Genomic DNA, 23,531 nt, shown 5'->3' with positions numbered 1-23,531 from the left:
GGGTCAGCCCCCGCCCGCTGCGCGTTGCAGCCTGAAGACCGTATCAAGGATGAGCGCGGCAGGGTCAAGGTTGACCGCCGTGCCGTGGCGCAGCCGGGCGCCGATCTCCTGCGCTTCTGCCGCCCAAAGACGCGCATGGTGCGGGGTGGGGGCAAGGCGGGCAAAGACCTCGGCCTCTCCGGGGGCGGCCTCGGGGGAAGGGGGCTGGCCGGTGGCGCCGGCGCGCGACAGGCGGGCAAGGGCCTGATCCAGCAGCGACAGCAGCAGGGCGCGGCTTTCCTCGGCACCGCGCGCGGCGGCGGCATCGGCCAGCGCCTGTGCCCGGGCGCGGTCGAGACGCGGCAGAGAGCCGAGGATGGCGATCCATTCGCCGTAAAGCTTCAGACCGTCCAGCATCGCCAGCCGCACCGCCGCGCCGACAGAGCCTTCGGCCAGCGCCGCCAGACGTTCGGGCTGGGTGGCGGTGATACCGGCCTGATCCAGCGCGGCCTGCATCATGTCGGGGTTCAGCGGCTTCAGCCGCAGCAGGCGGCAGCGCGAGCGGATGGTGGGCAGCAGGCCCGAGGGCTGGTGCGTGACCAGCAGCAGGGTGGTGCGGGCCGGTGGCTCTTCCAGCAGCTTCAGCAGGGCATTGGCAGCCGAGGTGTTCAGCTCGTCCGTGGCGTCGACGATGACCACGCGGCGGCCGCCGTCGGCGGCGGACAGGGTGAAGAAGCCCTTCAGCCGGCGCGCCTCGTCGACGGTGATCTGCGCCTTGAGGCGGCCTGTCGTGTCGCTGACCCCGCGGCGCAGCACGAAGAGGCCCGGCTCGGCGCCGGCGGCCATGCGGCGGGTAACGGGGTGATCCACGGGGATGGCCAGGCTGTCGGCCTGCGCCGGGGCCAGGGCCGCGCCGAACATGCCCCCGTCGTCCTCGGCGGGGTCGGGGGTGGCCAGCAGGAAGCGGGCGATGGACCAGGCCAGCGTCGCCTTGCCGCTGCCGCGCGGGCCGGTGATCATCCAGCCATGGTGCAACCGGCCGCGGTTGAAGGCATCGAGAAACTCGGCCTCGGCCTCGGCCTGGCCGAAGAGGCGGAGGGTGTCGCGGGGATGCGGCGCGCCCTCGACGCGATCCGGTTCCGGCTGGCCGTCCTCGCCGCTCATGCACGGGGCTCCGAGAACTCGGGCAGGGCGGACAGCAGCCGGTCGAAGACCTCATCCGGGTCGCCGGTGCCGTCGACCACGCGGAAACGCTCGGCATGTTCGCGGGCGAGGTCGAGGTAGCCGCGTCGCATCGCCTGTTGCAGCTCGAGGCCGAAGGTCTCGAAGCGTTCCTCGGCGCCGGTGCGCGACAGGGCGCGCGACAGGCCCTCGGCGGGGTCCATGTCAATCAGCAGGGTGATGTCCGGCTCGCGCCCGATCATCAGGGCGTGCAGCTTGTCGACCTGGGCGCGCAGGTCGCCGCGCGACAGGCCCTGATACATGCGGGTGCTGTCGGCGAAACGGTCGCAGATCACCACCGCGTCGCGCTCCAGCGCGGGCTGGATGGTGCGTTCCAGGTGATCGCGGCGGGCGGCGGTGAACAGCAGGATCTCGGTCTCGGCGGACCAGCGGTCGGGGTCACCGTTCAGCACCAGCGCGCGGATCTCCTCGGCGCCCGGCGAACCGCCGGGTTCGCGGGTCAGCACCACTTCGCGCCCGAGGTCGCGCAGGTGCCCGGCCAGCCGGCGCGCCTGCGTCGACTTGCCGGACCCGTCGATGCCCTCGAACGACAGGAAGAGGCCGCTGCCCTGGCTCAAGAGGCGACGCCCTCGGGCGATGCCTCGTCCGGGCCCTCGTTCATCCGGCGCAGCAGGTAGCGCGCGGCGCTCTGCAGCTTGGCCTTGAAGCCGCCATGGGGCACCGCCTCGGCGGCGATCAGGGCGACGCGCTTCTCGGGCAGGCCCTCGGGGCGCAGGATCAGGTGACCCAGTTCCTGGCCGGCGATGACGGGCGCCTTGACGGGGCCGTCGAAGACCACCTCCGAGGCGATGCCCTCGGCCGAGAGCACCGGCACCAGGGTGGTGACATCCTCGGCCACGGTCAGGCCGACATCGGGGCGGTCGCCTTCGTGGACGGGCAGGCGGGTGGGCAGCACCTCTCCGGCTTCCAGCAGGGTGCTTTCCTTGAACTGGCGGAAGGCCCAGTTGACGATCGAGCGGCCCTCTTCGGCGCGGGTCTGCATGCTGTCGAGGCCGGAATAGACGAAGACGATGCGGCGCCCGGAGAGATCATCCACCGCCGAACCGACGAGGCCGTAGCCTGCTTCCTCGGTGTGGCCGGTCTTCAGCCCGTCGGCGCCGATGCCCATCGACAGCAGCGGGTTGCGGTTGTGCACATTGTCGGGCGCACGGCCATCGAAGGCGAATTCGCGCTCGTTGAAATAGGCGTAGAACTCGGGGAAGTCCTCGATGATCCGGGTGGCCAGCAAGGCAAGATCCCGCATCGACATGCGCTGCATCGGATCCGGCCAGCCATTGGAATTGGCGAAGGTCGAGTTGGTCATCCCCATCTGCTGGGCGCGCTGCGTCATGTAGCGGGCAAAGCCCGCCTCGGTGCCGTCCGGCGACAAGGCCTCGGCGATCACCGCGCAGGCGTCGTTGCCCGACAGGACGATGATGCCCTGGATCAGGTCCGAGACCTTCACCCGGTCGGTGGTGTCCAGGAACATGGTCGAGCCGCCATAGTTCATCGCGTGCTGCGAGACCGGCAGTTCCTCGTCCAGCCGCAGGCGGCCGTCGCGAATCGCCTCGAAGGCCACGTAGAGCGTCATCAGCTTCGACATCGAGGCCGGGGGCAGCGGCACGTCGGCCTCTTTCGCCAGAAGCGCCGTGTCGGTGGTAATATCGACCACGTAGGCGGCACGGGCCTTGGTGTCGAAGGCCTGCGCCGGAAGGGCGGCAAGCCCGAAGGCAGCGAGGGTCAGACCGGCGAGGAGGGCTCGCAGCGGGCGGGTTTGCATGGGTGGATCACTCCTGCTTCGCAGTGGCAAGAAGGTTGGCCGGCCCCGGCCGGAAAGGCGCCGGACCCGACGGATCGCACCTTTTCTAGCATGGGCCGGATCAGTTCGTAACCGCATAGGCGTCGGTAAATCCGGCGTCCTTGATGACCTGCAGCATGGTCGCCCGTTCGGTGGCGGAACGGGCCGGGCCGACGATCACCCGGTAGAAGGTCTTGCCCTGGCTCTCGTGGGTCAGAACCTCGGGCGAGAGCGACCGCTGGCGCATCGCGACGGCGGTGTTCTCGGCGTTCTGCAGGACGCTGAAGATGCCCAGCTGGATATAGGGCTTGTCGAGAGACGAGGTCACGGTGGCGGCGGGCTGGGCGGCGGGGGCGGCCCCCGCGAGCGGCGCCGCGGAGACGGCGGGCGCGGCCATGGCGGTCATTGCGGACTCGGGCGCGGGGTCATCCTTGCGGCGCAGCCAGCCGAAAAGCCCTTTCTTCGCAGGCTCTTGCGTGCTCGTCGCGGCTGGGGGCAGGGGCGTGGCCATGGCGGCAGGGGCCGGGTCGGCGGTGGCCTCGAGCATGGCGGTGGTGTCGGTGGCGACCGGGTCAAGCGCAGCGGTCTCGACCGCAGCGGCGGCGGGCATCGCGGCCGAGGCGGGCAGGGGCGCGGGGGCGACGGGCGCCGGGTCCACCGTCTCGCGGCGCAGGGCGGTGACGTTCAGCTGCTCGGGCGCGCCGGCCAGCATGCCGAGCGCGGCGGCGGCGTCCGAGGAGACCTGAAGCCGCGGCCCCGGGCCCATCGTCTCGCGGCGGAACAGGGCGCCGATGACGAAATTGTCATTGTCGGTATTGCGGATCAGCACCCGTTCGGGCTCGGTCACGTCGGGGTGGGCGACCCAGACGCCGCCCAGCGAGGGGCGCCCGTCCCAGAGACCGGACTCGGTCACCTGGAAGACCTCGGGCGCCTCGACATCCCGTTCGATCAGCTTGGTCGAGCGCGACTGGCCACGGCTGGCCTCGGGGCTTTCCTGGCTGGCCTTGAACAGCTGCATCTGCCCGCCTTCCTGGCAGGCCGACACCGCAAGCACGGCGCACAGCGCAACCGCCCCCCGCATGAGGGTAAGCCCTTTGGGTCGGGAAAGAATGCCCTGCATCATCTGTCCTGCTCTTGCCTCGGCGGGAGGTCCCGCACCCTGGCCCTTCGGGCCTGCTCGTTGACGGTCCGACTTGCGCGGGCCTTGTTGTGCAGGACTCTAGCGTGAAGCCCCCTGCAAGGAAAGCCCGGCGTCCGGTATCGGCGGGTTTTCCCGTGCGCCGCCAGAGCCGTCCCGGGGCCCGTCGCAGGGTCAGTTGTCGGGCCGGCTACCGGGCCAGATACTGCGCCAGATACCGGGCAAGTCATCGTCGCGGCATTGACCGCTTCCAGAATCGCGGCGCAGCCATTAGGTGCTGTCGGACCACGGGCGCGCGCCACCTGGCGCTGCGGTCCATGCCGGAAGGGTGGCAGAGTGGTCGATTGCTCCGGTCTTGAAAACCGGCGATGTGCAAGCATCCGTGGGTTCGAATCCCACCCCTTCCGCCATCTCCCTCAGCCCAAACCAGTCCAGGCCGACCCGAGGCCCCGTCGCTGACGCGGCTGTGCGCAGACAGCCCGCTGCCGTGGGCTGATGCCGTGTCGATCTGGGGGAGGGGTGGCCCGTGCCGGGCGCGGCACTGCGGGGCAGGGGGGAGGACCCGCGCGGGCGCGGATCCTCCGATATCGTTCAGGGCGGTGTCAGAAGTGCAGCGAACGGCTGTCCAGCGGCGCCTTCACCGGCGGGGCGAACTTGGTCAGGTCGATGCCCTTCACCGCGTCCTTGTACTCGGTCAGGGTCGGGGTGCGGCCGAGGATGGCCGAGAGCACGACGACCGGCGTCGAGGCCAGCAGGCTCTCGCCCTTCTTGGTCTCGCTGTCGGCCACCACGCGGCCCTGGAACAGGCGGGTCGAGGTCGCCAGGACGGTGTCGCCCTTCGCGGCCTTTTCCTGGTTGCCCATGCAGAGGTTGCAGCCGGGACGCTCGAGATAGAGGATGTTCTCGTACTCGGTGCGGGCGGTGGTCTTGAGGTTGAAGTCGTCGAACTCGAAGCCCGAGTACTTCTGCAGGATCTCCCAGTCGCCCTCTTCCTTCAGCTCGTCGACGATGTTGTAGGTCGGCGCGGCGACCACCAGCGGGGCCTTGAACTCGACCTTGCCGGTCTTCTCTTCGAGGTTCTTCAGCATCTGGGCGACGATCTTCATGTCACCCTTGTGCACCATGCAGGAGCCGACGAAGCCCAGGTCCACCTTCTTCTCGGCCTGGTAGAACGAGATCGGGCGGATGGTGTCGTGGGTGTAGCGCTTCGAGACATCGGCGTTGTTGACGTCGGGGTCGGCGATCATCGGTTCGTCGATCGCGTCGAGGTCGACGACAACCTCGGCGTAGTACTTGGCGTTGTCATCGGGCCGCAGCGCGGGCTTCTCGCCCGAGCGGATCTGCGCGATGCGCTGATCGGCGATCGAGATCAGCTTGGCCAGCATGCCGCTGTCCTGCTCCATCCCCTTGTCGATCATGATCTGGATGCGGCTCTTGGCGATCTCCAGCGAGGCGATCAGGGTCTCGTCCTCGGAGATGCAGATCGAGGCCTTGGCCTTCATCTCGGCGGTCCAGTCGGTGAAGGTGAAGGCCTGGTCGGCCAGCAGGGTGCCGATGTGCACCTCGATGACGCGGCCCTGGAAGACGTTGTCACCGCATTGCTTCAGCATCTGCGCCTGGGTGGCGTGCACCACGTCGCGGAAGTCCATGTGCGGGGCCATCTCGCCCTTGAAGGTGACCTTGACCGAATCCGGGATCGGCATCGAGGCCTCGCCGGTGGCCAGGGCCAGGGCGACGGTGCCCGAGTCGGCGCCGAAGGCCACGCCCTTGGACATCCGGGTGTGGCTGTCGCCGCCGATGATCACTGCCCAGTCGTCGACGGTGATGTCGTTCAGCACCTTGTGGATGACGTCGGTCATCGCGTGGTAGCGGCCCTTGGGATCGCGTGCGGTGACCAGGCCGAAGGCGTTCATGAAGGACATCAGCTTGGGGATGTTGGCCTCGGCCTTCTTGTCCCAGACGGATGCGGTGTGGCAGCCCGACTGGTAGGCGCCATCCACGGCGGGCGACAGGACGGTGGCCGCCATGGCCTCAAGCTCCTGCGCGGTCATCGGGCCGGTGGTGTCCTGGCTGCCGACGATGTTGACCTTGACCCGCACGTCCGAACCGGCGTGCAGCACCTTGCCGGGCGTGTTGCCGACGGCATTGGCGTTGAAGATCTTCTCGACCGCGGTCAGGCCCTGGCCCTCGTGGCTGATTTCCTTCGAGGGGGCGAAGACCAGCGGCGGCTCGACGCCCAGGATCTCGGCGGCGGTGGTCTGCAGCTTCTTGCCGAAGACCACGGCGTAGGAGCCGCCGGCCTTCATGAACTCGACCTTGGGCGAGGTGAAGCTGTCGGAGAGGTCGGCCAGCTCTTCGCCGTCCTCGCTGAACAGCTTCTTCTTCTTGGTGTCGATCTTCAGCACGGTGCCGGTCTCGACCGAGTACTTCTGTTCGATCAGCGGGTTGCCGTCATTGCCGTAGATCGGCTTGCCGTCCTCGCCGGTCTTCTTGACCCAGTTCTTCAGGTCGATACCGATGCCACCGGTCACGCCGACGGTGGTCAGGAAGATCGGGGAAATGCCGTTGGTGCCGGCGACCACGGGGGCGATGTTGACGAAGGGCACGTAGGGGCTGGCCTGCTTGCCGGTCCAGAGCGCCACGTTGTTGACACCCGACATGCGGGACGAGCCGACGCCCATGGTGCCCTTCTCGGCGATCATCATGATGCGCTTGCCCGGGTGCTGCAGCTTCAACTCCTGGATGTGCTTCTGGGCGGCCGCGTCGCACATGCACTTGCCGTGCAGCTCGCGGTCCGCGCGCGAGTGCGCCTGGTTGCCGGGCGAGAGCAGGTCGGTCGAGATGTCGCCCTCGGCGGCGACATAGGTCACCACCTCGATCTCGTCCTCGATGTCGGGCAGCGAGGTGAAGAACTCGGCATTGGCATAGCTGCGCAGCAGGTCGGTGACCACGGCATTCCCGGCTTCATGCGCGGCCTGCAGGCGATCGGTGTCGGCCTCGTAGAGGAAGACCTGGGTCTTCAGCACCTCGGCGGCCTGTTCCGCGATCGCCTTGTCATCGCCCAGCAGGAGGTCGATGAGCACCTTGACCGAGGGGCCACCCTTCATGTGCGACAGCAGCTCGAAGGCGAAGTCCGGGGTGACCTCGGCGACCGTTGCGGTGCCCAGGATGATCTCTTTCAGGAACTCGGCCTTCACGCCTGCGGCGCTCGTCGTGCCGGGCAGGGTGTTGTAGATGAAGTACTGCAGGGAATCGGCCCGGTGGGGATGCGCGGTGTCGCGGATCTGGGCGATGATTTCGGCGGTCAGGGCGCCGTCGTCGATCGGCTTGGGGTTCAGCCCTTCGGCTTTGCGGGCTTCGATCTCTTCAAGGTAGCTGGCATAGAGGCTCATGAGCGGTTCCGGTGGCTGAGGTACGTGGATCCGGGACAGCCTGCCGGGAATTGGAGAGCGGTCCCTATTGGTGTGCGGTAGTATACAGAGCTTTGGAAAACTACAAGATCGCGTGAGTGCCACGTCACTATAGCCGGGTGCCGTCCGAGGCACGCGCGGGATCCGGACAAGTCGTCTCGGATTTGGGGGAACGGGGGGGATCGCCCGCCGGGCGGGCAGATCCCGGGGGTTCAGCCGACGATGAGCTGCTTCATATGCAGGGCTTCCAGCTCCAGCTGGCGGAGTCGGAAATGCACCAGGTCGCCGATGGTCACCAGGCCGGTCAGGTGCTGCTCTTCCAATACCGGCATGTGGCGGAAGCGGCCGTCGGTCATCCGCTGCAGCACGTCGCGCAGCAGGTCGTCGGGGGCACAGGTCTCGACGGCGCGGGTCATCACCTCCTCGACCCGGTGGGGCAGGGTGCGGCCCGGGGCATCGGCCAGCTTGCGCACGATATCGCGCTCGGACAGGATCCCGACGAGCTTCGCATCGATGTCGGTTACCAGCAGCGCGCCGATCCGGTGGTCGCGCAGCATCTCGACCGCGCGGTGCAGCGTCTGCTCGGGAGAGATCGTGTAGAGCGTCACGTCCTTGCCCGCCAGCACCTCGCTGACCCGGGCCCGGCCGGGGGCGGTGTTGGAGACGACGGACTGGCTGGACGTGCGCTGCGGCGCGTCATCCTTGCGCAGGTGGGGGCGATAGGACTCGGGCATCGATTGGGCTCCCTGCTTGTGCTGACAGCTGTGGTCGTGCAGACAGCCTACACCAGATTGCCCGCTCCTCGTCCGGAAACTTGTCGATGTCCCTGCTTACGCCGCTCTCCGCCACCCTGATCTTCGTGCTGGCCTGCATCGCGGGCTACCGCTACCGGCGCGTCTGGAAGGCCGAGGGGCCGCGCTGGCAGCTCTGGCTGTTCGGCCTTATCGCGGCGACCGGCTTCCTGGTCTTGGGCTTCGTGCCCATGGCGACACCGGGCTGAGCGGGCGCCTGGCGCCTCCTTCGACGACCTGTCCGTGTCCGGCGCCAAAGAGAAAGGGCGGCCTCTCAGCCGCCCTGTTGCATCCGTTCGGTCATCTGACGCGCCCTCGGACAGGCCAAGCGCTCGCGCAGGGGGCTGTCGGGGTCGATCTCTTTCTTGCAGACGATGCAGTGATCGGCGCCCGCGATGGCGTTGAGGCCACCGCAGCTGCCCTTGATCCTGCGCCCCGAGAAGATCACCCCGACCGCCATGCCCAGCATGACGAGGGACAGCAGCGCGAAGGCAAGGATTGCGGTGGCCATGGGCCCCTCCGGTTCAGGCTTGCAGCGCGGTGTAGCGGCTGCTTTCGGTGGTCACGAAGCCGGCGTCGGGCTGGCGCTCGATGAACAGCACGGCGAGGTCCTGGGCTTCGGCGATCTGCAGGCCGCGCTCGCGGCCCAGGACCAGCATCGCGGTGGCCCAGGCGTCAGCCATCATGGCATTGTCGGTCATCACGGTGGCCGAGACGGTGCCATGGGTGATCGGACGGCCCGTGGTCGGGTCGATGATGTGCGAATAGCGGGTGTCGGCTTCGTCGAAGAAGTTCCGGTAATCGCCCGAGGTCGCCATGCCCAGACCCGAGACATCCGCCACGCCATAGAGCGAACGGTCGCCGGGAACCGGCTGCTCGATCCCGATGCGCCAGGGCTGGCCCTCGGGGTTGCGGCCCGAGGTATAGAGGTCGCCGCCGATCTCGACCATGAAGTCGGTCACGCCGAAGCTGCGGACGGCCTCGGCCACGCGGTCGACGCCATGGCCCTTGGCGATCGCCGACAGGTAGATCTCGGCACCGTCGACGGACTTGTGCAGCCGGTCGCCGGACAGGGTCAGCACGCGCTCCTGGCCGCTGGTCTGCAGGGCGGCCTCGATCAGGCGCGCCTCGGGCACATGCGGCAGGGTGTCGGCAGAGCCGAAGCCCCAGAGGTCGATCAGCGGGCCGACGGTGACGTCGAAGCGGCCGTCCGAGGCGCGGTGCACCTCGGTGGCGCCCTGCATCACGTGGGCCAGGGCCGGCGAGAGGGTCACGGTCTGGCCCGCCGCAGCGGCATTGACGCGCGAGATCTCGGAGCCGCGATCCCAGTTCGACATCTCGGTGTTCACATCGGCCAGCGCGGAGTGCACGGCGGCCTCGAGGGCAGCCTTCTCGACGCGGCGGCCATTCGGCAGGGCGACGATGTTGAAGGTCGTGCCCATGGTGGCGCCCGAGAGCTTGATCACCTCGTCTTCCGGCTTGCAGGCCGCAAGGGCCGCCGCCGACAGGATGAGGAACGTGCGGCGCGTGAATCTTTCGGTGGCGAACACTGGACGAGGCTCCTCGGAATTGTCTACGTGATGACGCTGCAGCCTTACTATGGCGAAGGATTTGCGGCTGCAACCTGCTCGGATTGGAAAAATTCGCAGGAATTTGCGCTGGGCAAGGTTTTTCTCGGCGGAAAAGCGATGCATAAGGGCGAAAAACCGAAGGCGATGCATGTGCAGAACTACAAACTGAACAAGGGCCTCGATCTGCCGATCACGGGGGCTGCGGCAAGCGGCGATGCGGAGTACGCTCCGGTCGCCACGGTTGGTCTGCTGGGCGCGGACTATATTGGCCTGAAGCCCCGACTGGCTGTGCAGGAAGGCGATGTGGTGGCTGCCGGAGCTCCGGTATTCGCCCACAAGGACAACCCGGAGGCGCTGGTGACGGCGCCCGTCTCGGGGCGAATCAAGGCGATTCACCGCGGCGCCCGGCGCAAGCTGGTCAGCGTCGAGATCGAGGCCGACGCGACGGCCGCCGAACCGCTCGATTTTTCGGCAGTCGGCGATGCCGTGACCGCCGAGGGGCTGGTCACGAAGTTGTGCGCCTCCGGCCTTTGGACCTCGTTCCGTACCCGGCCCTATTCCAAGGTGCCCGAGGCGACGACTCGCCCGGCGGCGATCTACGTCAACGCCATGGACACCGAGCCGCTCTCGCCCGATCCGGCACCGATCATCTCTGCCGAGGCCGAGGCCTTCACCACCGGCCTCGCCGCCGTGGCCCGCCTGTCCGAAGGCGCGACCTGGCTGTGCCACGAGACCGGCGCGGATGTGCCCGGTGCGGATGTCGAAGGTGTCAGCATCGCCACCTTCTCGGGGCCGCACCCGGCGGGCCTCTCCGGCACCCACATGCATTTCCTCGCGCCGCCACGGGCCGACAGGATCGTCTGGACCATCGGCTACCAGGACGTGATCGCCATCGGGCGCCTGCTGCTGACCGGCCGCCTGGACATGACCCGCGTCATCGCGCTCTGCGGTCCGCTGGCCGCCCGGCCGCGTCTGGTGAAGACCCTCGCCGGCGCCGCGCTGACCGAGCTCTGCGCGGGCGAGAACCCCCAGGGCCTGCCGATGCGGATGATCTCGGGCTCCGTCCTCAGCGGGCGGGCCGGCGAGGGGGCGGATGCCTTCCTCGGCCGCTACGCCCGGCAGGTCACACTGATGGAAGAGGATCACAAGCAGATCCCCCTTGGCTGGATCCGTCCCATGGGGTCGAAATACGCGGTGCAGCCGGTGCTCGGCTCGGCGCTGTCGCGCCGTCTCTACAGCCTGACCACCAACCTGAACGGCGGTCGCCGCGCCATGGTGCCGATCGGCACCTTCGAGACGCTGATGCCGCAGGACTTCCTGCCGACGCAGTTGCTGCGGGCCCTGCTGGTCATGGACACCGACCAGGCCCAGGCCCTCGGGGCGCTGGAGCTGGACGAGGAAGATCTCGGGCTGGTCGGTTTCGCCTGCCCTGCCAAGTATGAATACGGGCTCGCGCTGCGCGACTGCCTCAGCAAGATCGAAAGGGAGGGCTGACCCATGGGTTTGCGCCGCTTCTTTGACAGGATCGAACCCAGCTTCGAGAAGGGAGGCAAGTACGAGCGGTACTTCCCCCTCTACGAGATGGTCGAGAGCTTCCTGTTCACGCCCAAGACCGTGACCACTGCCGCGCCGCACGCGCGCAGCTACATCGACATGAAGCGCATCATGACCTACGTCGTGATCGCCACCATCCCCTGCATCCTCTTCGGTCTCTACAATACCGGCCTGCAGACCAACCTCGCCATCGCCGAGCACGGCGCCGAGGGCTGGCGCGCGGCCGTGATCGAGACCCTGGGCATCGGCTTCAACGCCGCCAACCCGCTGGCCAACATGGCGCACGGGCTGCTCTACTTCCTGCCGATCTACATCGTGACCCTGGTCGCGGGCGGCCTGTGGGAAGTGCTCTTCGCCACCATCCGCCGCCACGAGGTGAACGAGGGCTTCCTTGTCACCTCGATGCTCTACACGCTGATCCTGCCCGCCTCGACCCCGCTGTGGCAGGTCGCCTTGGGCATCTCCTTCGGCGTGGTGATCGGCAAGGAGATCTTCGGCGGCACCGGCAAGAACTTCCTGAACCCGGCGCTGGTCGGACGGGCCTTCCTCTACTTCGCCTATCCCGCCTACATGTCGGGCGACACCATCTGGACTCCGGTCGACGGTTTCTCGGGCGCCACCACCCTGGCGATCACCGCCTCGGACGGCGTTCAGGCGCTGGCGGGCTACGGCATCACCTGGTGGGACTCCTTCGTCGGCACCATCCAGGGCTCGATGGGCGAGACCTCGACCATCGCCTGCCTGCTCGGCCTGTGCTTCCTGCTGCTGACCAGGATCGCCAACTACCGCATGGTGCTGGGCTGCCTGGGCGGGATGATCGTCTTCTCGTCGCTGCTGAACCTCATCGGCTCGGCCGACAACCCGGCCTTCGCGACGCCCTGGTACTGGCACCTGGTCATGGGCGGCTATGCCTTCGGACTGGTCTTCATGGTGACCGAACCCGTCTCGGGCTCGCACACCAACCTGGGCCGCTACATCTACGGCGCGCTGATCGGCTTCATGGTGGTCATGATCCGCGTCATCAATCCCGCATTCCCGGAGGGCATGATGCTGGCCATCCTGTTCGGTAACGTCTTCGCGCCGCTGATCGACTACTTCGTCGTTCAGGCCAATATCCGCCGGAGGGCCCGCCGCAATGCCTGACAAGGATATCGACACCAACGCCCCGGGCACGCCCGCCAAGGCGCCCGGGCTGATCCGCCGTTTCCTCGACACGCCGCCGGACAACGTCGGCAAGACCGTCGCCGTGGCGCTCGGCCTCTGCCTCGTCGCCTCGATGGTGGTTTCGGCCGCCGCCGTGTCGCTGCGGCCGCTGCAGGAAAAGAACGCCGCGCTGGACAAGCAGGTCAACATCCTGCAGGTCGCTGGCCTCTACGAGGAAGGCGTCGACGTAGCCCAGGCCTTCGCCGCCTTCGAGCCCCACGTGCTGGAGCTGGAGACCGGCGAATTCGCCGAGCAGTTCGACGCGACCAGCTTCGATGACCGCGCTGCTGCCAGCGACCCCGAGCTGTCGCACACCCTCGACGAGGATCCCGCGGGCATCGGGCGCCAGTCCGACTATGTCACCGTCTACCTGCTGCGTGACGATGCCGGTGCGCTCGACAAGGTGATCCTGCCGATCTACGGCTACGGCCTCTGGTCGACCCTCTACGGCTTCATCGCCCTGGAAGAGGATGCCAACACCATCTACGGCCTGCAGTTCTACGAGCACGCCGAGACCCCGGGCCTTGGCGCCGAGGTCGACAATCCGCGCTGGAAGGCGCTCTGGCGTGACAAGGAACTGCGCACCGAAGGCGGCGAGGGCGAGCTGGCGATCACCGTCGGCAAGACCGTCCCGCCGGAAGGCCGCGACTACTACGTCGACGCGCTGTCCGGGGCGACCCTGACCTCGCGCGGGGTCAACAACCTCGTCCGCTTCTGGATGAGCGACCGTGGCTTCGAGCCCTTCCTTGAACGCCTGCGGGCAGGAGAGATCTGATGGCACAGACCTATCGCAGCATGCTGGTCGACCCGATGGTCGACAACAACCCCATCACCCTGCAGGTGCTGGGTGTCTGTTCGGCGCTGGCCGTCACCTCTTCGCTTCAGGTCGCCGCCGTGATGGCGCTGGCCGTGACGCTGGTGACCGCCTTCTCGTCGATGTTCATCTCGGCCCTGCGCAGCCAGATCCCCAGCTCGATCCGGATCATCGTGCAGATGATCATCATCGCCTCGCTGGTGATCGTGGTGGACCAGGCGCTGAAGGCCTACGCCTACGAGATCTCGAAGACCCTGTCGGTCTTCGTCGGCCTGATCATCACCAACTGCATCGTCATGGGCCGCGCCGAGGCCTTCGCGATGAAGAACCCGCCGGTGGCCTCGTTCATCGACGGCATCGGCAACGGCATGGGCTACGGCCTGATCCTGCTGCTGGTCGGCTTCATCCGCGAGCTGTTCGGTTCGGGCAGCCTGTTCGGCATCACCATCCTGCCGACCGTGAACAACGGTGGCTGGTACGTGCCCAATGGCCTGCTGCTGCTGCCGCCCTCGGCCTTCTTCGTCATCGGCCTGCTGATCTGGGGCTTCCGCAGCTGGAAGCCGGAACAGGTCGAAGACCGCGAATACCGCATCCAGGTCGTGGAGGCCCACTGATGGAACAACTCGTCTCCCTCGCGGTAAAGGCCATCTTCGTCGAGAACATGGCCCTCGCCTTCTTTCTCGGCATGTGTACCTTCCTGGCCGTGTCGAAGAAGATCGGCACCGCCATCGGCCTCGGCATCTCGGTGACGCTGGTGCAGGCGATCACCGTGCCGGCGAACAACCTGATCCTGACCTACCTGCTGGCGCCCGGCGCGCTGGCCTGGGCGGGCTTCCCGGACGTCGACCTGACCTTCCTCGGCCTGATCTCCTACATCGGGGTGATCGCCGCCATGGTGCAGATCCTCGAGATGATCCTCGATAAGTACTTCCCGCCGCTCTACAACGCCCTCGGTGTCTTCCTGCCGCTGATCACCGTGAACTGCGCCATCCTCGGTGGCTCGCTGTTCATGGTCGAGCGGGATTACAACCTCGCCGAGGCCAGCGTCTACGGCGTCTCTTCCGGCCTCGGCTGGGCGCTGGCGATCACCGCCATGGCCGGCGTGCGCGAGAAGCTGAAGTACTCCGACATTCCCGACGGCCTGCAGGGGCTCGGGATCACCTTCATTACCGCCGGACTGATGGCCATGGCCTTCATGTCCTTCTCCGGCGTGAACCTCTGAGGGAAGACAGATGCAGACTTTCTCTCTGGGCGTCCTGCTCTTTTCGCTGATCGTGCTGGGCCTCGTGGCCCTCATCATGGCCGCGCGCTCGCGGCTGGTCTCGTCGGGCAACGTCAACATCACCATCAACGGCGAGAAGACCATCTCGGTCCCCGCCGGCGGCAAGCTGCTGCAGACCCTGGCCGGACAGAAGCTGTTCGTGCCCTCGGCCTGTGGCGGCGGCGGCACCTGTGCCCAGTGCCGGGTGCGCATCCATTCCGGCGGCGGCTCGATCCTGCCGACCGAGGAAAGCCATATCACCAAGCGTGAAGCGGCCTGCGGTGACCGGCTGTCCTGCCAGGTCGCGGTCAAGCAGGACATGGAGATCGAGGTTCCCGAAGAGGTCTTCGGCGTCAAGAAGTGGGAGTGCACCGTGCGCTCGAACGAGAACGTCGCGACCTTCATCAAGGCGCTGGTCCTGGACCTGCCCGAGGGCGAGGACGTCAACTTCCGCGCCGGTGGCTACATCCAGATCGAGGCCCCCGCCCACCACGTCAAGTACACCGACTTCGATGTCGAGGAGGAGTACCGGGAGGACTGGGACAAGTTCAACATCTGGCAGTACGAGTCGAAAGTGGACGAGCCGATCGAGCGCGCCTACTCGATGGCGAACTACCCGGATGAGAAGGGCATGATCATGCTCAACGTCCGTATCGCCACCCCGCCGCCGCGCACCGAGGGCATCCCCCCGGGCCAGATGTCGTCCTACATCTTCAACCTGAAGCCCGGCGACAAGGTCACCATCTCGGGTCCGTTCGGCGAATTCTTCGCCCGCGACACCAAGAAGGAAATGGTCTTCGTCGGCGGCGGTGCCGGCATGGCGCCGATGCGCAGCCACATCTTCGACCAGCTCAAGCGGCTGGAGAACCGCGACCGGAAGATCAGCTTCTGGTACGGCGCCCGCTCGAAGCGCGAGATGTTCTTCGTCGAGGACTTCGACCAGCTTGCAGAAGAGTTCGACAACTTCGAATGGCACGTGGCGCTCTCGGATGCGCTGCCGGATGACAACTGGGGCGGCTACACCGGCTTCATCCACAACGTGCTCTTCGAGGAATACCTCAAGAACCACCCGAACCCGGAAGACTGCGAGTTCTACATGTGTGGTCCGCCGATCATGAACCAGTCGGTGATCAACATGCTGCTGGATTTGGGCGTGGACCGCGAGGACATCATGCTCGACGACTTCGGCGGGTAACGAAAGATCGGAAGGCCGCCCCCTCGGGCGGCCTTCCTGCTTTCGGTGCCGCGTCTGCGCCGGGACATGGCGGCAAAGGAAAGGGCCGGGGATCAGCGATCCCCGGCCCCTTGTCATTCTGCCGGTCCGATCAGGCCGCGGCGCGCCGGCGGCGGCGGCGCTGGCCGTTGCCCGGTTTGCCCTGGCTCTGACCTTGGCCCTGGCCCTGGCCGCGGCCCTGACCCTGGCCACCACCACCACGGCGACGGTTGCCCGACGAACGGCCCTTGGCGCCGCCGCCCTGGCCCATGGCGGGGGCCTCGCCGCTGGCGACGGGGATGTCGATCTTCATCAGCTTCTGAATCTGGCGCAGCAGGTCACCCTCGTCCGGGGCGCAGAAGGCGATGGCCTCGCCCTCGCGACCGGCGCGGGCGGTGCGGCCGATGCGGTGGACGTAGTTGTCGGGCACTTCCGGCAGGTCGTAGTTGATCACATAGGCGACGCCCGGAATGTCGATGCCGCGCGCGGCCACATCGGTGGCGACGAGCACGGTGATGGTGCCGTCACGGAACGCCTTGATGGCGCGGTCGCGCTGGCCCTGGCTCTTGTTGCCGTGGATCGAGGCGGCGTTGTAGCCGTCGGCCACGAGGCCCTTCATCAGCTTCTCGGCGCCATGCTTGGTGCGCGAGAAGACCAGCGTCAGCGCGTCGAGGTCCTGGGAAAGGATCTCGCGCAGTTTCTTCGGCTTCTCGGTCTTGGGCAGGAAGTGGATCGACTGGGTGATCTTGTCGGCGGCCTTGCCCGGAGGCGAGACCTGCACCCGCTTGGGATGGTTCAGGTAGGCGCTGGACAGCTCCTCCATCTGCTTCGGCATGGTGGCCGAGAACAGCATGGTGCGGCGCGGCGTACCCAGCTTGGGGGCGATCTTGCGCAGGGCGTGGATGAAGCCGAGGTCCAGCATCTGGTCGGCCTCGTCCAGCACCAGCTGGCGGGTCTGGGACAGGTCGACGGCGCGGCGGTCCATCAGGTCGATCAGGCGGCCCGGCGTGGCGACGAGGATGTCGGTGCCGCGCGCCAGGGCGTTGATCTGGCGGTTGATCGACTGGCCGCCGACGACGGTGGTGACCTTCATGCGGGTTTCGCCGGTGAGGGCGCGCAGGTTGTCGGCGATCTGGTTGACCAGCTCGCGGGTCGGGGCCAGGACAAGGGCCTTGGCGGTGCGGTCCTGCGGCTTGCCCTTCATCTGGAACAGGTGCTCCATCAGCGGCAGGCCGAAGGCCAGGGTCTTGCCGGTGCCGGTCTGGGCGAGGCCCAGCACGTCATGGCCTTCCAGGGCCAGCGGAATGGCCTGTTCCTGGATCGGGGTGGGTTCGGTCAAACCGGCTTCGGTCAGGGCATCAGTGATCTTCGGCGACAGGCCGAGGTCATGGAAAGTGGTCAAGGGATATCCTTCAGCGGCCGCATGCACGGCCATGTACCGGCGGTTCTGCCGGCAAGGGTTCGCAGAGGCCTCGGGACAGGCGGGCGTGTCCCGCAGATCCGGCCGTTGCGTAAGAACCCTGCGTGATGGGGAACTGGAAAAGGGTGGCGCTGATGGCCCCTTCGGGCACGGCAAGCTCACGCGGCTGCGCAGCGCACCGCCGGTAGATGCCCGCTTTCGGCGCGAAAGTCAAGGTGCTGCGCCGCAGCAGCCCCTTGCGGTCTGCTCATGGACCTGCGCGGGGGCACCGTCGAGGCGGTTCTGTGGGACCAGGATCGCCTCCGGCAGCTTGAAGGTGTGGAAATTGTTTTCAGTATGGGCCGAGATGGCGCGAAAATCATTGCGATTCCCGTCATGCCACGCGACAAACGGGAAAACAAATTTCGTGGAGCTGCATCATGTCCATTCCCGGTCTCATCCGTCTCGACTCTGCCGACGCCCAGGCGGGCGGGCAGGAGCGTCCCTTCTCGAAGGCCGTCCGCGCCGGCGATTTCGTCTATGTCTCGGGCCAGGTCCCGACGCGTGACGGCGAAGTCGTGGTGGGCAATATCACCGTCCAGACCGAGGTGGTGATCGAGAACATCAAGGAGGTCCTCGCGCTGGCGGGCTGCGGCATGGAGCACGTGGTGAAGGTCGGTGTCTGGCTGGATGACGCGCGCGATTTCTCCTCCTTCAACGCGGTGTTCAAGAAGCACTTCAGCGCCCATCCCCCGGCGCGCTCGACCGTGCAGTCGCCGCTGATGGTGGATGCCAAGGTCGAGATGGACGTGGTGGCCTATTGCCCGCTGGAAAGCTGATCGGCGATGAAGATCCTGATCCTTGATGACGCCGGGGCGGCCTCGGCCCGGGCTGCGGGGCTGATCGCCTCGCAGGTCGCGGCGAAACCCACCTCGGTGCTGGGGCTGGCGACCGGCGGCACGATGGAAGCGGTCTATGCCCGGCTCATCGCGCTGCATCGCGCGGGCGAGGTCAGCTTTGCCGGGGCCTCCAGCTTCAACCTGGATGAATATGTCGGGCTGGTCGGGGATCACCCCTGTTCCTACCGCCACTACATGCGCGAACTGCTGTTCGATCATATCGACATGGCACCCGGCGCGGGCCATCTGCCCGCCGGCGAGGCCCCGGACCCCGAGGCCGAGGCCGCGCGTTATGAAGAGCAGATCGTGGCGGCGGGCGACATCGACCTGCAACTGCTGGGACTGGGCCTTAACGGCCACATCGGCTTCAACGAGCCGACCTCGTCGCTGACCTCGATCACCCGGCTGAAGACCCTGACGCGGCAGACCCGTGAGGCCAATGCGCGCTTCTTCCCGGCGGGCCAAACCCCGCCCCGCCTCGCCATCACCATGGGCATCGGCACCATCATGCGGGCGCGGCAGGTGGTTCTGGTGGCGACCGGCAAGGCCAAGGCCGAGGCGGTGCGGCAGGTCATCGAGGGGCCGGTTTCGGCGCGCTGGCCCGGCTCGGTGCTGCAGATGCACCGCAATGCGACGGTGATCCTCGACCGCGAAGCGGCCAGCGGGCTGGACCTGCTGGATTACTACCTCGACGTTCACCCTGAATAGGCCCTAGCCGAGCAGCGCCTTCAGCGTGGCCACCCGCGCGGCATCGGTCTGCCGCGCGGCCTCTGACTGGAAGCCGAAGCGGGTCAGCGGCTCCTGCAGATGCGCGGGCGAGGAGGCCGAGGCATGGACCTCTGCCGGGTCCAGCGCCGCAAGGATCGGCGGCAGGGTTTCCGCAGTCACCCCGGCGCCGGGCATGATGACCAGCCGCCCTGCCGCCGCCTCCTGCATCGCCTTCAGCTGCTCCAGCCCCTCGACCGCGCGCAGGGCGCTGCCCGAGGTGAGGATGCGGTGGATGCCAAGCTCGGCGGCTTCCCCAACGGCGGCCACAGGGTCTGCCAGCAGGTCGACGCAGCGGTGCAGGGTCACCTGCATCCCCTCGGCGGCGCGGATCAGGCGGGCCAGCACGGCGAGGTCCAGCCTGCCGCTGCGGGTGGCGCCGATGACCACGCCGGCAAGGCCCGTGTCACGGGCGGCCAGCACCTCGACCTCCATCGCGGCGACCTCCTCGACGGACCAGTTGAAGCCACCAGCGCGGGGGCGGATCATGGCGAAGGCGGGCAGGGGGCCCTGCGCTGCCAGCCGCATCAGCCCGGCCGAGGGGGTCAGGCCGCCAAGGTCCAGCGCCGCGCACAGCTCGACCCGGTCCGCGCCGCCCTCGGCGGCGGCGTGCAGGCCCTCGGGGGTGTCGACACAGATTTCCAGAAGCTTGCTCATCTGCTCAGCCTGTCACGGGGCGGCCCGGAAACGCCAGCCCTCGAGCGCCAGAAGGCCCAATGCGCCAAGCGCGCCGGCGCCAGCGCCCAGAAGAGAGACAAGCGGGTAGTCCCCGATGGCCGTGCCGAAGGCGAAGAGCGCGGCGGCGATGGCGCCCGCAAGGAAGATGTTGACCGAGATTAGCGAGGCCGAGAGGCCGGGGCGATCCGCGATCAGCTCCTGCAGGTAGCCGAGCGGCAGGGTGATCAGCGCCGCGGCACCGATGCCGCCCACGACCGAGGCCGCGATGACCGAGGCCGGCGACAGGGCAAAGGCCAGCCAGACGAGGTAAATCATGTAGAGCGCCGTGCCGATGGCCAGCGCCGCCACGATTGAGATCGAGCGCACGATACGGGCCCAGACCAGGATGAAGGCCACTTCCAGCGCGGCGACGAGGCCGACGATGACGCCCACATCTCCGGGTTCGCCCCCGGCCTGGCCGGTGACGATCAGCGGCATCACGGCAGCGTTGACGTGGATCATCGCGGTGATGACCGCAGCGCCCAGCACGCGGGCGGCGACCGGCAGGCGGGTCAGCAGCCGGAAGGCGGCGGCGAGAGAGACCTTGGGTGGCCGCTGGCTGGGATCACCGCTGCCGCCGCGCGGCATCATGGCGTTGATCACCAACATGCAGACCAGCGCCGCACCCCCGGCGATGGCGAAGGCGGGCAGCAGGCTGTCTGCGCCCGAAAGGGCAAAGCCGACAATGCCGGGCACCAGGATCCAGGCCAGAGAGATCAGCCCGCGCAGCACCGAGCTGACCGCCGCCTGATCGCCCTTCGGCAGGTCCGAGCTGAACACCCGCCCGGCCCCGAACAGCAGCGAATTCAGCCCATGGTAGACCGAGATCGGCAGCAGGAGCGAGATCACGAAGATCCAGGCCGAGGGGAAGAGAAAGATCGCCATGTACCCTGCGACCCCGATGAAGGCGAGGCTCATCAGCAGCTTGCGGTAGCCGGTGTCGCGGTCCGCGAGGATGCCGAGGTAGATCGCCGCGGTGACATTTATCACCGCCGCTGCCAGCGTCAGCGCCGAGAAGGCGGCGTCCGACAGGCCCAGCTCTCGGATCGCCACGACGGACTTGTAGGGCGCAGTGGCCGCGCCGGAGAAGCCGAAGAAGAAGATGGCCAGTGCACAGGCGCGCAGGCCGGGGTTGTTCCACAGGATCGAAAGGGTCGAGAACATGGGGCCTCGGGGCTTGGCCGGGATGGAACCGGCGGGTCGTCAAACGCGTCAGCGGCAGACCCCGGGGAAGGGCCTGCCGTGTCAGGATACTTGTCTCGGGGGCCGGTTGGTCGGGGCCCCGTGGTCAGGGTCTTCTCAGCCCGGCGCGCGGGCCGAGCGAAGGGGGGCGGGCGTGAAGGTTGCCTCAGGCTCCCAGGGGAAGATGCCGGGGGAGCGGTTCAGGTTCTCCAGCTTCGGAATGTCTTGGTTCACCACGCCCTCGGTCAGCGCCATCAGGTTCGGATTGGCGATCGGCGCCAGTTCGGGCGAGAGATAGCCCGATTTCACCACCAGAAGCGAGACCGCTTTCGGATCGAGCCCCAGCAGGGTGAAGTCCTCGATATTGTGGTAGGGGCGGCGACGGGCGGCGAGCACCACGGTGATGCCGCCAGTCTTGACGACCGCCTGCCGGAAGGCGCCGCCCGCGCCCTCGACGAGGAGCAGCACTTTGAAGGGCGCGGTGACGCGAATGCTCTTCGGATCGAGCGCGCCGCCGATGGAAAGCTCCAGCTCGGCGCCCTCTCCGGCAGCGAAGGCGGCATCGACAGCGGGGGCATCGGTGATCCCGGCGATCAGCGCATCCTGCCAGTTCCGGGCGATCAGCGCCTCAAGCACGAGGCCATTGTCGCCAACGCCGCCGCCCGTGGGGTTGTCGCCGCTTTCGGCGAGGATCTGGGGCGCGGTCTCTGTCCTGGCGGCGATGTCCAGCATCTCGTCCAGCGGGCCGGTGACAGGGCCGAAGGCGAAGGCGTGCCGCGCGTCCCAGTAGGCCTGCGCCAGCTCGGTGGCGACGGCCTCGGCCTCTGTGGCCTCGGTGGCGGTGACGACCGCACAGGCGGTGCCGCGCGGCTCATCCGCCCAGACGTAACCGACCATCTGATCGGCGCTCCAGATTCCGGGGCGGGTGTCGTGGCCGGGCAGGGCGGCATACAGCGCGTCGGCGGGCGCGTCCTCGGTCGAGGAGCGTTCGCCGGGCATCAGCACGGGGATCTTCGCCCAGGTGACGAAGGGCCGCTCGCCGGTCCGCAGGCAGCGCAGCACCATGGCCCAGGCGCGCTCCATGGTCTCGCGCACGTCGATATGCGGGGCGGTGCGATAGGCGGCGAACATGTCGATCTGGTCGATGATGCGCTGGCTGACATTGCCGTGCAGGTCGTAGCTGACCGAGATCGGGATGTCGGGGCCGACGACCTCGCGCACGGCAGAGATCCAGTCGCCCTCGGCGTCCCACATGCCGTCAACGTGCATCGCGCCGTGCATGGCAAGGTAGACCCCATCCAGCGGCAGGGCGGCCTTCAGGCGCGCCAGCAGATCGGCCTTGAAACCCTCGTAGGCCGGGCGGTCGACGGGGCCGCCGGGGACGGCACGGGCGTGCAACAGGGGCAGGACCTGAACGTCATCCTTGGGGAGGAAAGAGAAGTAGTCATAGGCGGTCAGCGCGTCGCCGCGCACAACGTGGAAGTCCTCGGCGCGGATCAGGACCGGGTTGTAGGTCGAGCATTCGGTGTGGATGCCGCCAACGGCGATGCGTTTCATCTGGCTCATCTGATTGTCCTTTCCGGCCCCGGAGGAGGGGGCCCCTTCGGCGCCCGACGTGGACGGGGGCGCCGGCGGACCCGCGCGGGGTCCGCCCGTTGTGGTTGGCCGGGGACGCGGCCCCGGTGCCCCGGCTCAGAACGCCGGGTGCAGTTTCACGATCGCCGCGTAGCGGTGCAGGTCCTTGCGCTCTTTCGGCGTCCAGGCGGCCTCGGCCACGCCGCAGAGGCGCGGGAAGACCAGCCGGTTGAAATAGGCGCGCGAGGTGAAATGCTCGCACCAGATGCAGGCCTGGATGCCCTTGAGACGGGGGCGCAGCTCTTCCGGGAACGCGCCCTCGGCCTCGTAGGTGTAGGAATGCACCGGGGTAGAGGTGCCGGCCCAGGCCGCGCCCGGTTCCAGCCATTCCTCGGCCTGCGCCATGTCGAGGTAATAGGCCTGACCGGGGGTCATCACCACGTCATAGCCCTCGCGGGCCAGCTCGATGCCGACCTCGGGCTTTTCCCAGGCCATCAGCAACGTGCCCGCGGGATCGACGCCGCCGCCATGCGCGACCTCGTTCCAGCCGGCCAGCACGCGGCCGCGCTCGGCCAGCATGCCCGCGACACGGCGCATGAAGTAGCTTTGCAGCTCGAAGGTGCCCGAAAGCCCCTCCTTCTCCATCAGCTGGCGCGCGTAGTGGGAATTCAGCCAGGAGCCGTTCGCGACCTCGTCGCCGCCGATGTGCAGGTACTTGGCGGGGAAGAGTTCGACCATCTCGTCGAAGACCTTGGCGAGGAAGTCGTAGGTCTCTTCGCGGGCCGGGTTCAGGGCGTTGTTCGCAAAACCCTGCACCGAGTGGTAGCTTTCGGGCGCTTCCTGCGGGTCGGCCAGTTCGGGGATCACGGCCAGCGCGGCGGTGCAATGGCCGGGGATGTCGACCTCGGGGACCACGGTGATGCCGAGGGCGCTGGCATGGGCCACCACCGCGCGGATCTGGTCCTGGGTGTAATGGCCGTGGACCTCTTCCACGCCATTGCCAAGCTGCGGTGTCAGCAGGGCGTCTGGGCCACGGGTGGC

General features: G+C 67.7%; 22 protein-coding genes and 1 tRNA gene. 10 read left to right on the top strand and 13 right to left on the bottom strand.

The genetic code is table 11. The features are described 5' to 3' along the window. Positions 1–3 precede the first annotated feature (3 nt). The 4 genes from OS124_RS0103515 to OS124_RS0103500 form a co-directional block, all read right to left on the bottom strand. Complete coding sequence (locus tag OS124_RS0103515; RefSeq protein WP_010137950.1) at positions 4–1,143, bottom strand: DNA polymerase III subunit delta'; 1,140 nt, start codon at positions 1,141–1,143, stop codon at positions 4–6. Beyond that, on the bottom strand, positions 1,140–1,778 hold the full coding sequence (tmk, locus tag OS124_RS23565; protein ID WP_010137948.1) for a dTMP kinase: 639 nt from the start codon (positions 1,776–1,778) through the stop codon (positions 1,140–1,142). Before tmk ends, OS124_RS0103515 begins: the two co-directional genes overlap by 4 nt. Further along, on the bottom strand, positions 1,775–2,980 hold the full coding sequence (locus OS124_RS0103505; protein WP_010137947.1) for a D-alanyl-D-alanine carboxypeptidase family protein: 1,206 nt from the start codon (positions 2,978–2,980) through the stop codon (positions 1,775–1,777). The genes tmk and OS124_RS0103505 overlap by 4 nt, the downstream gene beginning before the upstream one ends. A gap of 100 nt (positions 2,981–3,080) precedes the next feature. Beyond that, on the bottom strand, positions 3,081–4,016 hold the full coding sequence (locus tag OS124_RS0103500) for an SPOR domain-containing protein (protein ID WP_237708066.1): 936 nt from the start codon (positions 4,014–4,016) through the stop codon (positions 3,081–3,083). A gap of 442 nt (positions 4,017–4,458) precedes the next feature. Between OS124_RS0103500 and OS124_RS0103495 the strand changes: the two genes are divergently transcribed. Then, positions 4,459–4,546: transfer RNA gene (locus OS124_RS0103495), tRNA-Ser, on the top strand. 192 nt (positions 4,547–4,738) lie between these two features. Here OS124_RS0103495 and OS124_RS0103490 read toward each other — a convergent pair. Both OS124_RS0103490 and OS124_RS0103485 read right to left on the bottom strand, forming a co-directional pair. After that, positions 4,739–7,528, bottom strand: a complete 2,790-nt coding sequence (locus OS124_RS0103490) for a bifunctional aconitate hydratase 2/2-methylisocitrate dehydratase (RefSeq protein WP_010137945.1) — start codon at positions 7,526–7,528, stop codon at positions 4,739–4,741. 230 nt (positions 7,529–7,758) lie between these two features. After that, positions 7,759–8,280: a CBS domain-containing protein gene (locus tag OS124_RS0103485; protein WP_010137944.1), complete on the bottom strand. Its 522-nt coding sequence runs from the start codon at positions 8,278–8,280 to the stop codon at positions 7,759–7,761. Positions 8,281–8,366: 86 nt separating this feature from the next. On the opposite strand from OS124_RS0103485, the gene OS124_RS0103480 reads away from it, so the two are divergent. Continuing rightward, positions 8,367–8,546, top strand: coding sequence for a hypothetical protein (locus tag OS124_RS0103480; RefSeq protein WP_010137943.1), 180 nt, complete (start codon positions 8,367–8,369; stop codon positions 8,544–8,546). A gap of 65 nt (positions 8,547–8,611) precedes the next feature. Here the strand turns inward: OS124_RS0103480 and nqrM are convergent, their stop codons facing one another. Further along, positions 8,612–8,848, bottom strand: coding sequence for a (Na+)-NQR maturation NqrM (gene nqrM, locus OS124_RS0103475; RefSeq protein WP_010137942.1), 237 nt, complete (start codon positions 8,846–8,848; stop codon positions 8,612–8,614). A 13-nt stretch (positions 8,849–8,861) separates the two neighbouring features. Then, positions 8,862–9,887 carry an FAD:protein FMN transferase gene (locus OS124_RS0103470; protein ID WP_010137940.1) on the bottom strand — a complete coding sequence of 342 codons (1,026 nt, stop codon included), beginning with the start codon at positions 9,885–9,887 and terminating at the stop codon, positions 8,862–8,864. Positions 9,888–10,025: 138 nt separating this feature from the next. On the opposite strand from OS124_RS0103470, the gene OS124_RS0103465 reads away from it, so the two are divergent. From OS124_RS0103465 to nqrF, 6 genes are read left to right on the top strand one after another with little or no spacing between them, the layout of a single operon-like run. After that, positions 10,026–11,402 (top strand): Na(+)-translocating NADH-quinone reductase subunit A, encoded by a 1,377-nt coding sequence (locus tag OS124_RS0103465; RefSeq protein WP_443189680.1) that lies wholly within the window; start codon positions 10,026–10,028, stop codon positions 11,400–11,402. Positions 11,403–11,405: 3 nt separating this feature from the next. After that, entirely contained in the window at positions 11,406–12,605 is a 1,200-nt protein-coding gene (locus OS124_RS0103460; RefSeq protein WP_010137938.1) for an NADH:ubiquinone reductase (Na(+)-transporting) subunit B, read from the top strand. Continuing rightward, positions 12,598–13,440, top strand: coding sequence for a Na(+)-translocating NADH-quinone reductase subunit C (locus OS124_RS0103455; protein WP_010137937.1), 843 nt, complete (start codon positions 12,598–12,600; stop codon positions 13,438–13,440). Before OS124_RS0103460 ends, OS124_RS0103455 begins: the two co-directional genes overlap by 8 nt. Further along, complete coding sequence (locus tag OS124_RS0103450) at positions 13,440–14,093, top strand: NADH:ubiquinone reductase (Na(+)-transporting) subunit D (protein WP_010137936.1); 654 nt, start codon at positions 13,440–13,442, stop codon at positions 14,091–14,093. The genes OS124_RS0103455 and OS124_RS0103450 overlap by 1 nt, the downstream gene beginning before the upstream one ends. Next, on the top strand, positions 14,093–14,701 hold the full coding sequence (gene nqrE, locus OS124_RS0103445) for an NADH:ubiquinone reductase (Na(+)-transporting) subunit E (protein ID WP_010137935.1): 609 nt from the start codon (positions 14,093–14,095) through the stop codon (positions 14,699–14,701). The genes OS124_RS0103450 and nqrE overlap by 1 nt, the downstream gene beginning before the upstream one ends. Positions 14,702–14,711: 10 nt before the next feature. Next, the gene (nqrF, locus tag OS124_RS0103440; protein ID WP_010137934.1) at positions 14,712–15,935 is read left to right on the top strand and encodes an NADH:ubiquinone reductase (Na(+)-transporting) subunit F; all 1,224 of its coding nucleotides are present in this window, start codon (positions 14,712–14,714) and stop codon (positions 15,933–15,935) included. A 130-nt stretch (positions 15,936–16,065) separates the two neighbouring features. Here nqrF and OS124_RS0103435 read toward each other — a convergent pair whose 3' ends face one another. Further along, positions 16,066–17,388, bottom strand: coding sequence for a DEAD/DEAH box helicase (locus tag OS124_RS0103435; RefSeq protein WP_010137933.1), 1,323 nt, complete (start codon positions 17,386–17,388; stop codon positions 16,066–16,068). A 404-nt stretch (positions 17,389–17,792) separates the two neighbouring features. On the opposite strand from OS124_RS0103435, the gene OS124_RS0103430 reads away from it, so the two are divergent. After that, positions 17,793–18,191 carry a RidA family protein gene (locus OS124_RS0103430; protein WP_010137932.1) on the top strand — a complete coding sequence of 133 codons (399 nt, stop codon included), beginning with the start codon at positions 17,793–17,795 and terminating at the stop codon, positions 18,189–18,191. A gap of 6 nt (positions 18,192–18,197) precedes the next feature. Further along, positions 18,198–18,959 carry a glucosamine-6-phosphate deaminase gene (nagB, locus tag OS124_RS0103425; protein ID WP_010137931.1) on the top strand — a complete coding sequence of 254 codons (762 nt, stop codon included), beginning with the start codon at positions 18,198–18,200 and terminating at the stop codon, positions 18,957–18,959. A 3-nt stretch (positions 18,960–18,962) separates the two neighbouring features. Here the strand turns inward: nagB and OS124_RS0103420 are convergent, their stop codons facing one another. The 4 genes from OS124_RS0103420 to OS124_RS0103405 form a co-directional block, all read right to left on the bottom strand. Then, a complete protein-coding gene (locus OS124_RS0103420; RefSeq protein ID WP_010137930.1) occupies positions 18,963–19,673 on the bottom strand; it encodes a copper homeostasis protein CutC in 711 nt (236 codons plus the stop codon). Positions 19,674–19,685: 12 nt separating this feature from the next. Beyond that, complete coding sequence (locus tag OS124_RS0103415; protein ID WP_010137928.1) at positions 19,686–20,897, bottom strand: MFS transporter; 1,212 nt, start codon at positions 20,895–20,897, stop codon at positions 19,686–19,688. A gap of 135 nt (positions 20,898–21,032) precedes the next feature. Next, positions 21,033–22,481: a M81 family metallopeptidase gene (locus OS124_RS0103410; RefSeq protein ID WP_010137927.1), complete on the bottom strand. Its 1,449-nt coding sequence runs from the start codon at positions 22,479–22,481 to the stop codon at positions 21,033–21,035. A gap of 126 nt (positions 22,482–22,607) precedes the next feature. Beyond that, a partial coding sequence (locus OS124_RS0103405; RefSeq protein ID WP_010137926.1) for a family 20 glycosylhydrolase occupies positions 22,608–23,531 on the bottom strand: 924 nt, incomplete at its 5' end.

Source organism: Oceanicola sp. S124 (assembly GCF_000220565.1).
Lineage (GTDB): Bacteria > Pseudomonadota > Alphaproteobacteria > Rhodobacterales > Rhodobacteraceae > Pseudooceanicola.
This window is presented reverse-complemented; position numbering and strand designations above follow the sequence as displayed.